The sequence below is a fragment of the Mycoplasma sp. (ex Biomphalaria glabrata) genome, from assembly GCF_001484045.1.
Classification (GTDB): Bacteria; Bacillota_I; Bacilli_A; order Mycoplasmatales.
In genome coordinates, this window is sequence record NZ_CP013128.1 from 498,208 (window position 1) to 513,211 (window position 15,004).

Consider the following 15,004-nt stretch of genomic DNA (forward strand, 5'->3'; position numbering starts at 1 on the left):
GAGATTATTATGATTTATTGTGTAACAGGGAGACCAGGGTCTGGTAAAACAACATTGTTAAAAACTATTGAAGGTCGTTATGCAGCTAAAGTACATGTTATTTATGCTGATGACATTGTTAAAAATACTTTGTATGTTGAACATCATCCATGTTTTTCTCAATTAGTTAGTAATTTTGGTGAAAAAGTAATTGCTAAAGAAAACAAAGATAACAAAACTATCGATCGCAAAGTGTTATTGAATATTATTTTTGATAATAAAGAACAGCAAATGAAATTACAAAAAATTGTTTGGCCATTCCTAAGAAGAGAAATATCAAAACAATTAATTTCGGATAAACGCCCAATTAAATTAGTAGAATTAGGTGCTTATTTAAATAGTGATGGAGAATTTGATGATTTATTTGACGAAGTCATCTTGATTCATCGCAATGACTCATCAATTTATGATACATTAAGAGAAAAAAATCATTGAAGTGACGGGTATATTGAAAAATTCTTAAATGTTTTTTTCTCAGATTATAATCGCAATGATTTTAAATTAATTGTCGATAATATTGAAACCTTGGAGAGAGCTGTTATACAATTAGAATTATTGACAGGAGTTTTTGTATCATACGACTATGAGTAATGCTGATATTTTAAATGAAGATTTAGATATTACTAAGCCTGAGCTGGAAACGATAAAAGATGCTACTTCACCAAAAAAGAATACTTTGAAGAAGCTAAAAAACGATCCAACTACCGCTGATGTTTATCAAATTTTTACAACAACACTATTTTATGATGTTGACGACATGTCGCTATACTTTTTGTATCAACCAATCGTTGGGGTGGATGCAATTAGTATTTATAAAGTTCTTCTTTCGCAAGTATCAGCTAACTACCACAAAGTAGTCTCTTATGAACATGATTATTTACTAGCATTACTTGGTTTAAATTTTGATAATTTTATTGTGGCAAAAAATAAACTTGAATCAATCGGATTAATTTCTACATACATTAACACTAACGCAAGTTGAAGTGTTGGAGATAAGAGATGTTTTTACTATGTATTAAACCCACCATATACTCCAAAAAGTTTCTTTGACCACTTTTTGCTAGATCAAAAATTACTATTAGTTCTTGGTGAAGAACACTACACTAATACTAAAAATTTATTTAGAAGAGAAACACCAGACTGAACAACGATGAAGGATGTTTCAAAAAATTTTGATGAGTCTTTTGAAAAATTTAATCTTAATGTTAAAAATTATAAAACAATGTCTAACAACGATATTGTTTCACGTGAGAAAATTGATTTAGTTGGTAAATTTTTATATGAGATTAATCGTCACTTGGAAATTGTTGGTTCAGAACACCGAATTGAAAATAAAAATCACGTTCAAGGTTTATATAATTTAATGTCAGAATACAATGTTAATTATTTAATGATTGCTCGAGCAATTAAGAGTTTAGAAATTAAAGGTGAAAAAATTTCTAAGAAAAATATTGAAATTGAAATGCTAGAACGTATGGAAATTGCCAAGAAAATTGATATGCATGGTTTAAATGATTATAAGAACTCGCTAGTTAATGAAAATATCGAAATTGGATCAGTTCAAGTTAAACAAGAAATTGAAAAGAATACATCAATCACTACAGAAGATACACAACCAAAACTTCATTTGGATTGTTTAAATAACGATTTCGAAGAAGATAGTTTAGATTGTTGTAACTTAAATGATGTTTTTAAAACAATATCTTATCGCGATTTATACTCAAAATTATTTGATGTAGAATTAACAACAAGCACAAAAAATTCTTTTAACCAATTACTGACATTAATAACTCAAGAACAATTGAATTGAATTTTAGCCTTTAACTATATTAAACAAGGATATTACAATAAAAAATACACTGAGGTTATTGCTAAATCTTTACAACAGCGAAATTCAGAAAATTTTCAGAGTTTTCTAGAGTCAACAGGGATAAAATCTTTGAAGGATTTAAAGAAAAATTTAACATCCCTGCATGATCTTTTAAATAACGAGAAATAATGAAACAATTATCACACGAATTAAAAGTTAAAAAATTTAATGATTTAAAAAAAGATATTTATGATAATTCCTACCTAGTTCATTTGATTAAAAAAAACAAATTAACAGATACGAATTTAATAGATGGCATTTTGAATATTGAATTATTTCTTCATTACGATAAAACTTGTGACTCATGTAATGGAATCAATGAGTGTCATTTTAAACCGATTGGTAATTTTCAAAATGCCATTTGAGATGGCGAACATATTGACAATAAATTAACAATGTGTCCATTTGGGCAAGAAAAATTTGAAAAGATAAGTAATTTTCAAAACAATATACTACCACTTTCTAATATCGATAATTCATTTATGGAATTACGTTTAGAATCGATAAAAGCATGAAATGAACGTCAAGAGAAATTAATTAAAGCACTCCGAAAATTGTATTTTAAGGATAATCACAATCGTGGTCTTTATATTTTTTCATATTCAGGTAATAAAAAAATTGAAACTAAAAAAAATGAACTTAAAAATTCTTCTATCGGTAAAAGTTATATTTTTTCAGTCTTTGCAAATCAACTTGCCCAAGAAGGTAAAAAAGTTGCCTACATTGATACACTTAAATTGTTGAGAAACATTAAAAATTCATGAAACAAACCTGACGAAGAAAGGAAATATTTTTCCCTAGAGGAATTAGAAAACGTTGATGTTGTTATTTTTGATAATTTTGGATTAGCTAAATGACAAGATTGATTTCATATTGAGTATTTGGAACCAATTTTAGATCATCGTATGAAATTCAATAAATTGACATTCTTCATTTCAGATCGTGAATTGAAAACAATTTGTAATGAAGAAAAAAATTATGATTGCTGCATGTTGTTGAAATCAAAAATTGAAAGATTAATAGAAAAGGAAATTTCAATCTAATATGAACTTACGTCCACTTAATTATGAATCATTAAAAGAAATTTTAAACGAAGTAAAAAAAAGAAATGATTTACTGCATTCTAAGTGAACAACAATTATTTATTTTTTTTATAATCACTTAAAAAATTACGAAAATTTTTATTATCAAGATGATGAAAAGTTTTTTTTAGTTTTTGTAAGTCATGAAAACAGAAAGATAAAGCATTTAAATTTAATTGACGATAAACCACAAATTGAAATAATTGCTCAAATAATGGAAGATATGAAAATAAAAGATTACAAAATAATTTTCCTACATCGCATTCACAACATTATAGCAACTTTAAAAAATAATAATCTCTTAAAAAATTTAACTGTTTACAATTCTTTTGTTTATATATATTTAACAGAAAAATTGATCGGGTTTCCTGGTAAATCAATGCAAAAGAAACGCAATTTATATAACAATTTTCTTCATAATTTTGCTGATAAAATTGAGATTATTGATATTAAAAATGCTAACAAACAAGAACTAGTTAACTATGTTGAAAATTGACGAACTGCTAAAATTGAACATAGTGTTGATCATGAAGAAAAGTATGGTTTGTATCATGAATGCTATACGACTCAACAAATTCTTTTAAATTGAGAAAAACACGATTATAGCGGAATTGTTTGAAAGTATGAGAATAAAGTCCAAGGAATTATTTTTGGGAACGTCACAGATAAAAATAATGAATTAGTGGAAATGATGGTTTCAAAGACTTCTATTGAATTTAAAGGTGCTTATCAATATATGTTATCTGAAGTTTTGAGAAGGAATTTTCCTAACATCAAATACGTTTCTCTTGGTGATGATGAGTGTAATCCAAGTTTAAGAAAAAACAAATTGTCATATCACCCAGCTTACATTGTTGATAAATGAGATATTATATGCGAATTAGCTTAGCAAAAGAAATTGATTTTGAAAATATTAAAGCTAGCTGAAAAATAGCTTTTAAAAACGATTCACCTATTGATTATATTGATTGATTTTTTGAAAAAAATTACAACCCTAGTTGCACTTTCGTTTTAAAGAATAAAAAACAATTAATTAGTTCGCTACAATGAAAAGAATGCGAACTTCAATTTAATGATAAAAAACAAAAGGCTGCAATGATTTTTGGAATTAATACTTTGGAAGAATTTCAAAACCTTGGGTATATGAAAAAAATTCTTGAACATGCCATTAAATTATTATCAAAGAAATATGATCAAATTTTAATTCAAGCATATAATTGAGATTTATATCGCAAATTTGGATTTGTAAATATTGCCTATAAATATCATTTTTCAATTGATTGAAATGAATTGATTGGTCAAAAAATTAATTTCATCAAGAATCCATCTAATCAATCACTTTGCGCTATTTATCAGCAATTTATAAATAAATTTTCATTCTATAGTCACCGACATGAAAATGATTTCCAATTAATTAAAGAAGAAAATAAATTTTTCGAAGTTGATTTTTATGCTTCCAACAATGCATATGTGGTGTATTGTAAAACTAATAACACAATTTTTGAAACTTGTTATAAAACTACTAATGACTTAGAAGATCTATTAATTTCTATTAAAGAAAATATCCCAATTAATACAATTGTTTTACCACTTTACCAAGACAAAGTTAATTGAGCAAAATATGAAAAAGAAGAATTATTCTTACAAATTTTATCATCACCAAAAGTTCAGATTGAAAAAGCAAAATTAACAAATATTAACTTCCTAGATTGAGTGTAAAATAGATTTTAAATATATTGAAACTAATTATGACATTTGCTAAACTTATAGAAGTTTATTCAAATTATATAGGAGAAAATATGAACAAAAATATCAAAATCGCTATCAATGGTTTTGGAAGAATTGGTCGTTTAACATTCCGTCAATTATGAGACAATAAGAATGTTGAAATCGTAGCCATTAATGACTTAACAGACCCAGCTACATTAGCATACTTGCTAGAATTCGATTCAGCACAAGGTGGATTTAAAAGAAATAAAATTTCTTCAGATGGTAAAGATATTATCGTTGAAGGAGAAAAAGTTGCAGTTTTTGCTGAAAAAGACCCATCTAACTTACCATGAGGTAAATTAGGTGTGGATATCGTTATCGAATCTACAGGAATCTTCACTTCAGAAGAAAAAGCAAACGTTCACATTAAAGCAGGAGCAAAAAAAGTTGTAATTTCAGCTCCAGCTAAAGGAAAAATGAAAACTATTGTTTTCAACGTTAACCATAAAGAATTAACGCCAACGGATGTTATTATCTCTGCTGCTTCATGTACAACAAACTGCTTAGCACCAGTTGCTCATGCTTTACATACAGAATTCGGTTTAAAACACGGAAACATGTTAACAGTTCACTCAGTAACTAATGATCAAAGAATTCTTGACTTACCACATAGCGACTACAGAAGAGGACGTAGTGGATTTACAAACATTATTCCTACAACAACAGGTGCTGCTGCTGCTGTTGGTTTAGTATTACCTCAATTAAAAGGTAAATTGGACGGAATTGCTATGAGAGTTCCAACAATTACTGGATCAGTAGTTTATTTATCTTGTCAATTAGATAAAAAAGTTACAGCTGAAGAAATTAACTCAGCAATTAAAAAACATTCATCAGAAACACTAGCTTACTGTGAAAAAGAAATTGTATCATCAGATATCATTGGTGAAACACATGGTTCAATTTTTGATTCAAAACTAACAAAAGTTATGGACAACAATGGTGAACAATTAGTGCAAATCGTTAGCTGATATGATAATGAAGCATCATATGTTAACCAGTTAATTAGAACAACACTATACTTCGCTGGATTATAAAAATAAATGAAGGGCAACCTTCATTTTTTTAAGGAGATTAAAATGTTATTAAAACAAAAAACAATTAAAGATATTAATGTTAAAAACAAGAAAGTTTTATTGCGTGTTGATTTTAATGTGCCAATTAAAAATAACGTTATCACTGATGACAATCGTATTGTTGCTGCATTACCAACTGTCAATTACTTAATCGATCAAGATGCTAAAGTTATTTTATTTTCTCACTTAGGTCGCGTTGAATCAGAAGAAGATAAACAATCAGCTTCACTATTTCCAGTCGCTAAAGCTTTGGAAAAATTACTTGGTAAAAAAGTTATATTCATTGACCAAACAAGAGGTTCAAAATTAGAATCTGCTATTGATGATATGAACTTTGGTGATGTTTTATTATTTGAAAACACAAGATTTGAAGATGTTCCTGGAAAAAAAGAATCTAAGAATGATCCAGAATTAGGTAAATACTGAGCTTCACTAGGTGATGTTTTTGTTAACGATGCCTTCGGAACAGCACACCGCGCTCATGCTTCAAATGTAGGTATTGCTAAAAATATCAGCGAATCATGTGTTGGATTTTTAATTCAAAAAGAATTAGAAATGTTATCACAAGGAATAGATAACCCAACTAAACCACTTGTAGCAATTCTTGGTGGAGCAAAAGTTTCAGATAAAATTGCTGTTATTGAAAACTTAATTCCAAAATCAGATCAAATTCTAATTGGTGGAGCAATGGCTTACACATTCTTAAAAGCACAAGGTATTAATATTGGAAGTTCACGTGTTGAAACTGACAAATTAGAATTAGCTACTGAATTACTAAAAAAAGCAAATGGTAAAATTGTATTACCAATCGATCATGCGGTTACTGCTAAATTTGAAGATGTAAAACCAAATTATACACTAGATGCTAACATTCCTGATGGATCGATGGGATTAGATATCGGACCAAAAACAATGGAAAAATATGCTAATATTTTAAAAACTGCTAAAACAGTTGTGTGAAATGGACCGATGGGAGTTTTTGAATTTAAAAACTTTGCTAAAGGAACAATTAGCGTTTGTGAATCAATTGCAAATTTAACTGATGTATTTAGTATTATTGGTGGAGGAGATTCTGCATCTGCTGCTATTAATCTAGGATACGAAGATGATTTTACTCACATTTCAACAGGGGGCGGAGCAAGTCTAGAATACATGGAAGGTAAAACTTTACCAGGTATTGCTTGTATCCAAAATAAATAAGAGTGTTATTTTCCCAGATCGATAAAAAAATAAGGAATAATATAATTACCTTGCAAGGGTCAAAATTCCACTCCTTTCTCGATTAAAAGAAATAATTAAAGCCAAGTTTATAACTTGGCTTTTTTTATTGGTGAAAAATTATCTTTGGATTTTATTAATTTTACCGTTTATTGATGCTACTGTTAAAATGATTCCACTAATTATTGTTAAAATACCAAGAATTGAAAGCATAATACATAAACCAACTTCTTTATTGTTTAGTGTACGTTTTTTGGCATAATGCATAAAACATACAAATAGAACAAAGAAAATAATAATATACACAATCGGTATATAAGCTCATAATTGAGCAAAATCGTCAGAAATTAGAACTATTAATAAAAAAACTATAGCAGCAACAACTTCAATCGCGATTATTATTAAGGAAAGAATTAGTGATTTAATACTTAATGGCATTGGTTTTTTTGATTTAGCTTTGATACTTTTTAAATCTCGTTTAAAGTTTGTAAAGAAACTTTTAAAAATCATCATAATTTATCCTTTTTCTGTACTTTAATAAATTTAACTATTGCAATTATCTTAATTATGATAACATTTTAAAAGAAGTTTTTAAAACTAAAGGGGTTAAAAAATGCGTAAAAAAATAATTATCGGTAATTGAAAAATGAACAAAAATAATCATGAAACGATTGAATTTATTAAAGTAGCAGATGAATTTAAACAAGAAAATATTATTCACGGAGTAGCGGTTCCGGCACCATATTTAATGACTGCTAACTATTTAGCAAACAATTTAGTAGTTTGTGCTCAAAATTGTCATTTTGAAGATAAAGGAGCTTTTACAGGTGAAACTTCTCCGATGATGTTGAAAGATTTAGAAATTAATTGATGTGTTGTTGGACATAGCGAAAGAAGAGAATATTTTAATGAAAGCGATGAAATAATTAATAAAAAAGTTCTTGCTTTATTAAAACATCACATATCACCAATATTATGTTGCGGGGAAACGCTTCATCAATATAGTAATAATGAAACAAAATCAGTTGTTGAAAATCAATTAAGAAAAAATTTAGCTAGTGTGTCAGCTGATGAAGTAGTACATGTAGTAATAGCTTATGAACCAATTTGAGCAATTGGAACTGGAAAAACAGCAACGGCTGAAATAGCAGAAGATGTATGTAAATTTATTCGCGAAACTTTATCTAAATTATATGATGAAAAAACAGCTAACAAAGTATTAATTCAATATGGTGGTTCAGTTAAACCTGACAACATTAAAGAATTATTAAATAAACCAAATATTGATGGAGCTTTAGTTGGTGGAGCTAGTTTAGAAATTAATTCATACTTAGCACTATTAAAAAACATTTAAGGATAACATTATGAAAAAAACTCATTTAGTATGTATTATGGATGGTTTTGGGATCAGAAAATCTCATGAAGGTAATGCAATTTACTTAGCAAAAAAACCCAATCTAGATAAGTTGATGTCTGGATACCCAAATATCGAATTATATGCAAGTGAACAACCAGTAGGTTTACCAAAAGGGCAAATGGGTAACTCAGAGGTTGGTCATTTGAATATTGGTTGTGGAAGAATTGTTTATCAATCCCTGACTTTGATTGCAAAGCACATCATGGATAAAACATTCTTTAAAAACGAGGAATTATTAAAAGCATGTGAGCACGCAAAAAACAATAATTCTAATTTACATATTTTAGGTTTATTGAGCGATGGCGGGGTTCATTCACACATTGAACAAATTTTTGCAACAATCGAATTAGCTAATATGCAGGGAATCAAGAATATATATATTCATGCTTTTTTAGATGGTCGCGATACTGAAAGAGATTCAGGGGTTAAATTTTTAGACGAATTGGAAACCATTTTAGCAAAGTATCCAAATACTAAGTTGTTAACTATTTCTGGGCGTTATTGAGCAATGGATCGTGATAAAAGATGAGAACGTGTTCAAAAAGCTACTAATGTAATGATTAATCGTCAAGGTGAATCATTTACTAATCCTCAAGAATATGTGAAAACTGGATATGTAAAAGGAATTTTTGATGAATTTGTTGAACCAGCATACAATACTAGCGTAAACGCTAAAATTAGCGACAATGACGCAATTATTTCATGTAATTTCCGCCCTGATCGTATGATTCAATTAGCGAGTTGCTTAACTAATCCAAATTATGATTTTTACCCAAATAAATTTAATAATTTACACTTTGTAAGTTTTACACCATACGCTGATTCAGTTAAAGCACCTTATGCTTATAAAAATAGTGACATCGTTAATTGCTTAGGTGAAGTATTATCAAAAAATAATAAAACTCAACTAAGAATCGCTGAAACAGAAAAATACGCACATGTAACTTTTTTCTTTGATGGTGGAGTGAATGTTGAATATCCTGGTGAAAAAAGAATTTTAATTCCTTCACCAAAGGTAGCAACTTATGATCTAAAACCAGAAATGTCAATCGAAGAAGTAACTAATACTTTAATTAAAGAGTTGGATAACAATTATGATGTAGTTATTTTAAATTTTGCAAATTGTGACATGGTTGGACACACAGGAGTTGTTGAAGCAGCCGTGAAAGCAGTTGAAGCAGTTGATTCAGCGATTGGTAAACTATATCAAAAAATTAAAGCAATTAATGGAACAATGTTTATCTTAGCTGATCATGGTAATGCAGATTACATGTTAGACGGAGATGTTGTGATTACCTCTCACTCATTAAGTCCAGTACCATTCATTGTTACTGATAAAAATGTTAAATTAAAAAATAAAATTGGGAAATTAGCTGATGTATCACCAACGCTATTAAGTTATATGGGAATCAAAATTCCTCATGAAATGGATGGGGAAATTTTAATAAATTAACCTTTCTAAAATTATAAAAATTTAATAATATATAATAGAAAACAAATAATTTGAGGATCAAAATGAGTAAAATTAACAAAATTGGGATTATCACTTCAGGTGGTGATTGCCCAGGAATGAATGCAACAGTAACTGCCATTGCTAATGCAGCTATTGAACATGGTATTGATGCTTATTTTGTTGTCGATGGATATCGCGGATTAATTAATAAACAATTTATTAAAGCAACAAAAGAAAGTGCAGATAATTTCTTTAACTTAGGTGGGACATCAATCGGAACAGCGCGTTTACCAGAATTCGCCCAAGTAGAAGTTAGAAAAATAGCAGTAAAAAGTTTAAATGAAGAAGGCATCGATGCGCTTGTTATCATTGGTGGTGACGGTTCATATAAAGGAGCAATTCGTTTAAATGAAATGGGAATTCGTGTTATTACAATGTCAGGAACAATTGATAACGATATTGCCTCATCATTTTATACTCTAGGTTTCGATTCGTGTTTGAATACGTTAACAGATTATATAGATAATTGTAAAGATACTTCAAAGAGCCACAATCGTTGCACTATCATTGAAACAATGGGTCATGGATGTGGTGATTTAGCACTATTATCAGCAATGGCAACAAATGCTGATTTAGTTTCAACAAATCAAAATCAATTTACGATTGCTGAAATTGCTGAATTTGCCAAACAAGCCAAACAAGCAAACAAACGTATTTTTAGTGTAATTGTTTCAGAACAAATGTATGATTTGAAAGAATTGGAAACAACAATTCAAAAAGTTTCAGGATACGATACTAGAGCCAATCGTGTTGGTCATTACCAACGAGGTGGTCGCCCAAGTAATTTAGATCGCATCATTGGGGTTATGCAAGGAACTAAAGCAGTAGAATTATTGGTTCAGGGTCACACCGGTAAAGCCTTAGGGTATTTTTTTAATGAGATTAAAGTTTTTGATATTGAAGAAGCTTTAGATATGAAAAATGATAGGGACACCCATAAAAGATACATTAATGCTTTGAAATTAATGGGTTGCAAAGTTAAGGAGTAGAAAATGAAATATAAAAGTTTAGATAAAAGTATTTTAGTTAGAAAAACTAAATTAGTTACAACAATTGGACCATCGTCAGAAATACCTGCTGTATTTCCAAAAATGTTTGAAAATGGAAGTACATGTGTGAGAATGAATTTTTCACATGGGGATTATGCTGAGCATGGTGGAAGAATTGCGGCTGCAAAAAAACTTACTAATGAAAGACACTTACCAATTACCTTGTTATTGGATACAAAAGGACCAGAAATTCGTACAGGAAATTTTGTTAATGATGCATTAGATGTTGAAAAAGGAAAAATTTATAAAATTTATTCTAAAAAACCTTTCATCGGAAATAGTGAAGAATTTTACATCGATTACAAACAATTGCCAAATGATGTTAAAGAAGGATCATTGATTTATTTAGATGATGGAAAATTAAGATTGAAAGTTATTTCGACAAATCCGGAAATTTCTTGTGTAACGGTTCAGGCCTTGAACAATCACAAAATTAAAAACCGTCGTGGGGTTAATTTACCAGGAACAAACTTATCATTAAGTTTCTTATCAAAAAAAGATAAGGAAGATTTAGTTTTTGGTTGCGAAAACAAAGTTCATTATGTTGCAGCATCATTTGTAAGAAATGCTAAAGATGTTAAAGAAATTCGTAAATTTTTAAATAAAAATGGTGGGAACGATATTAAGATTATTTCAAAAATTGAATGTCAAGAAGCTGTTGAGAAATTCGATGAAATCTTAAAATTATCAGATGGAATTATGGTTGCTCGTGGAGACTTAGGTATTGAAGTACCATTTGAATTAGTACCTAATTTTGAAAAAACTTTTGTAAGAAAATGTATTATCGCTAGAAAACCAGTTATCGTCGCTACTCAAATGCTTGACTCAATGACAAAAAACCCAGCACCAACAAGAGCTGAAGTAACTGATGTTTTCTGAGCTGTTGATTTAGGAACTAGTGCAACAATGTTATCTGGGGAAAGTGCTAATGGAGATTATCCACTTGAAGCAACAAATGCAATGGCAAAAATTGCTTTACAAGCAGAAACTGAAATAACACATAATTTCATAAAAGAAGTGGCTATGAAAAAATGACCAAAAACTTCACGTGCTTTGGCAAAAAAAGTTTTGAACGGTGAATTTAACACATTAGTTGCTCATGAACCAAGTTATGATTTAGTTTCAAGTATTGCTTCAATGCATTTACCACTAAACATTATTGCTTTAACTAACGATTTAAGAAAACTGTGTTTCTTTGGAATTCAATACGGTGTTAAAGCTTGTTATAGTGATATTAAAAATTTTGACAAAACCGAAATCACTAAAATTGTTAAAAACATGGACACAATTGAAGAAGAAGGATTAAAAATCGCTTATCTAAATAGCGATGGAACAATTTGTTAATGAAAAAAAATATCAACATTACTTTAAAGAATAATCAAGTAATTAGTGTTGAAAATGATTTAAGCATTTACGAAATAGCAGGAAAAATAAGCACTTCTTTAAAAAAGAGTGCTTTATTTGCTTTGTTAGACAATAATGTTGTTGATTTACATACACAAGTTACTAATGATGCAACTCTAGAAATAATAACTAGTTCATCAGATAAAAATTATTTCGGAATCATTAATCATTCCTGTGCTCATTTATTAGCATACGCAATTATGGAGTTGTTTCCAGAAACTAAATTTTGAGTTGGACCAAATATTAAAGAAGGGTTTTACTACGATTTTGATTCATCAATTCCTATTACTAATGAGGATTTACCAAAAATTGAACAAATGATGCAAAGACTACTAAAGACGGGTTTTAAGATTTCCAAAGAAATCGTTTCAAAAACTGATGCAAAAAAAATTTTTCACAATAATAAATATAAATTAGCATTAATCGATAAAATTGACTCAGAAATTAGTTTGTATCACTTTGGTAAATTTGTTGATTTATGCCGTGGTCCGCACGTTTTTTTTACTAAAGAATTGAGTAATTTTAAATTATTATCAGTGTCTGGTGCTTACTTTGAAGGTAATGAAAAAGAAAAAATGCTAACAAGAATTTACGGAACATGTTGAGCAAGTAAAGAAGAATTAGATAAATATTTAACAATTCTGCAACTTCGTAAAGAACGTGATCATCGTAAAATCGGGAAAGATTTAAAAATTTTTATGTTTGATCAACTGGTTGGTCAAGGATTGCCAATTTGATTACCAAACGGGGCAGTTGTTAAAAATGAAATTGCTAAATACATTCGCGAGGAAGAAGAAAATTACGGTTTTGAATTCTTACAAACACCAATCATGGGTTCAATTGAGTTGTATAAAACTAGTGGTCATGCAGAGCATTATTTAGGAAATATGTATCCGATTATGAAAGTAGATAACGAACAATTAGTTTTGAGACCGATGTCATGTCCACATCATTGCATTGTTTATCGTTCGGAAATTCATTCATATCGTGAATTACCAATTCGTTATGCTGAAGAAGTATTGCAACATCGTTATGAAGCATCAGGTGCCTTAACCGGACTTGAACGTGTACGAGCTATGTCATTAACTGATTCTCATATTTTTTGTAATTTTGCTACTTTAGAAAAAGAATTTTTAAATTTAATCGCCTTTATAACAAAAATTTTAGCAACTCTTAAAATTAATGTGAAAGAGTTTCGTTTAAGTTTGCGTGACCCAAAAGATCATAAGGGTTTTTTTAATGACGATAATATGTGAGATAATGCTGAACAAACATTAGCGAAAATATTGAAAAAAGCAAAAATCGATTGCGTTGAAGCAATTGGTGATGCAGCATTTTATGGTCCAAAACTTGATATTCAAGTAGAAACAATTTTGGGTCATCAAATTACTTTAGCAACATTGCAATTAGACTTTTTATTACCTAAACGTTTTGAATTATTTTATATCAACGAAAGAGGTGAAAAGGAAGTTCCAATTATGATCCATCGCGGATTAGTAGGAACTTATGAACGTTTAGTAAGTATTTTGTTAGAACAAACAAATGGTAATTTGCCAATTTGAATGGCTCCCAAACAAGTTGCAATAATTTCAGTTCACGAAAGTCATGTTGATTATTGCACTCAAATAATTCAAGAATTTAAAAAGAATAAAATTCGATTTTTATTCCAAGATAATGATGAACGTTTGTCTTATAAAATTCGCGAATCACAAACACAAAAAATTCCATATCAAATTATTATTGGAGATAAAGAAAAAGAAACTCAAACAGTACAAGCTAGAAAATATGGTTCAAAGGATAGTATTTCTTACTCATTAAATGAATTCATTGAATTAATTAAACTAGAAATTGTGAATAAAAACTAAATATTGACATTATTAAAATACTCTTTATAATATTTATGTGTAAATTAAGTAGGAGTATGTCTTCTCACCCTCACGTATTAGGAAAGGGTAGTTGTATTTAAGCATACCTCTTTGGTATGTTTTTTTTATTTAGTTTGCTCACCGGAGGAACATGAGTCAAAAACCTAATTTTGGTAAAAATAATAATAACTCAAAAGAATTAGTCAATCAAAAGATTAGATTTGAAAAGGTATTAGTAATTGATGATGATGGTGCTAAACTTGGCGAAATGTCATCATATGAAGCGAATATGATAGCTGCAAGTAAAAATCTAGATTTATATTGTGTAGCACCAAACCTATCAATTCCAGTTTGTAAAATCTGTAATTTTGGAAAACTAAAGTATGAAATGTCAAAATCTCAAAAAGAGAATAAAAAGAAACAATCACAAACTAAGTTAAAAGAAATTCGTATTAAAACAGGAATTGCATCAAATGATTTAAACACAAAAGCACGCCATGCTATTGAGTTTTTAAAAAGTGGTGATCGCGTTAAATTATCGCTTAAAATGTTTGGACGCCAATTGGCAACACCAGAAATCGGTTTCGAAAAAATTAATCAATTTCTAGAGTTAGTTAAGGATTATGGTCAACCAGAATCAGAGGTTAAAAAAGTAAATAACTTTTTTGATATCATCATTATTCCGAAGAAATAAGAAAGGGTAT

At 29.1% G+C, this 15,004-nt stretch carries 14 protein-coding genes; 13 read left to right on the forward strand and 1 reads right to left on the reverse strand.

Annotation, left to right across the window (positions count from 1 at the left end):
• The first annotated feature begins 9 nt into the window (after positions 1-9).
• From coaE to ASO20_RS02350, 7 genes are all read left to right on the forward strand, one after another.
• Complete coding sequence (gene coaE, locus ASO20_RS02320) at positions 10-630, forward strand: dephospho-CoA kinase (protein WP_085056354.1); 621 nt, start codon at positions 10-12, stop codon at positions 628-630.
• Positions 623-2,038 carry a hypothetical protein gene (locus ASO20_RS02325; RefSeq protein WP_085056355.1) on the forward strand — a complete coding sequence of 472 codons (1,416 nt, stop codon included), beginning with the start codon at positions 623-625 and terminating at the stop codon, positions 2,036-2,038. Before coaE ends, ASO20_RS02325 begins: the two co-directional genes overlap by 8 nt.
• On the forward strand, positions 2,038-2,952 hold the full coding sequence (locus ASO20_RS02330; protein WP_085056356.1) for an ATP-binding protein: 915 nt from the start codon (positions 2,038-2,040) through the stop codon (positions 2,950-2,952). The genes ASO20_RS02325 and ASO20_RS02330 overlap by 1 nt, the downstream gene beginning before the upstream one ends.
• A gap of 1 nt (position 2,953) precedes the next feature.
• A complete protein-coding gene (locus tag ASO20_RS02335) occupies positions 2,954-3,880 on the forward strand; it encodes a phosphatidylglycerol lysyltransferase domain-containing protein (protein WP_085056357.1) in 927 nt (308 codons plus the stop codon).
• Positions 3,865-4,710, forward strand: a complete 846-nt coding sequence (locus tag ASO20_RS02340) for a GNAT family N-acetyltransferase (protein ID WP_085056358.1) — start codon at positions 3,865-3,867, stop codon at positions 4,708-4,710. Before ASO20_RS02335 ends, ASO20_RS02340 begins: the two co-directional genes overlap by 16 nt.
• Before the next feature lie 80 nt (positions 4,711-4,790).
• Positions 4,791-5,795, forward strand: a complete 1,005-nt coding sequence (gene gap / locus ASO20_RS02345) for a type I glyceraldehyde-3-phosphate dehydrogenase (RefSeq protein WP_085056505.1) — start codon at positions 4,791-4,793, stop codon at positions 5,793-5,795.
• A gap of 42 nt (positions 5,796-5,837) precedes the next feature.
• A complete protein-coding gene (locus ASO20_RS02350; RefSeq protein WP_269465123.1) occupies positions 5,838-7,034 on the forward strand; it encodes a phosphoglycerate kinase in 1,197 nt (398 codons plus the stop codon).
• Between the two features lie 138 nt (positions 7,035-7,172).
• Here ASO20_RS02350 and ASO20_RS02355 read toward each other — a convergent pair whose 3' ends face one another.
• Entirely contained in the window at positions 7,173-7,565 is a 393-nt protein-coding gene (locus ASO20_RS02355) for a hypothetical protein (RefSeq protein WP_085056359.1), read from the reverse strand.
• 100 nt (positions 7,566-7,665) lie between these two features.
• Here ASO20_RS02355 and tpiA point away from each other — a divergent pair, with 100 nt between their 5' ends.
• The 6 genes from tpiA (at position 7,666) to infC (ending at position 14,994) form a co-directional block, all read left to right on the forward strand.
• On the forward strand, positions 7,666-8,406 hold the full coding sequence (gene tpiA, locus ASO20_RS02360) for a triose-phosphate isomerase (RefSeq protein ID WP_085056360.1): 741 nt from the start codon (positions 7,666-7,668) through the stop codon (positions 8,404-8,406).
• Between the two features lie 10 nt (positions 8,407-8,416).
• Positions 8,417-9,922: a 2,3-bisphosphoglycerate-independent phosphoglycerate mutase gene (gpmI, locus tag ASO20_RS02365; protein ID WP_085056361.1), complete on the forward strand. Its 1,506-nt coding sequence runs from the start codon at positions 8,417-8,419 to the stop codon at positions 9,920-9,922.
• A gap of 62 nt (positions 9,923-9,984) precedes the next feature.
• Entirely contained in the window at positions 9,985-10,971 is a 987-nt protein-coding gene (locus ASO20_RS02370) for an ATP-dependent 6-phosphofructokinase (RefSeq protein WP_085056362.1), read from the forward strand.
• 3 nt (positions 10,972-10,974) lie between these two features.
• Complete coding sequence (gene pyk, locus ASO20_RS02375; RefSeq protein WP_085056363.1) at positions 10,975-12,375, forward strand: pyruvate kinase; 1,401 nt, start codon at positions 10,975-10,977, stop codon at positions 12,373-12,375.
• Positions 12,375-14,300 (forward strand): threonine--tRNA ligase, encoded by a 1,926-nt coding sequence (gene thrS / locus ASO20_RS02380; protein WP_085056507.1) that lies wholly within the window; start codon positions 12,375-12,377, stop codon positions 14,298-14,300. Before pyk ends, thrS begins: the two co-directional genes overlap by 1 nt.
• 151 nt (positions 14,301-14,451) lie before the next feature.
• Positions 14,452-14,994, forward strand: coding sequence for a translation initiation factor IF-3 (infC, locus tag ASO20_RS02385; protein ID WP_085056364.1), 543 nt, complete (start codon positions 14,452-14,454; stop codon positions 14,992-14,994).
• The last annotated feature ends 10 nt before the right edge of the window (positions 14,995-15,004 follow it).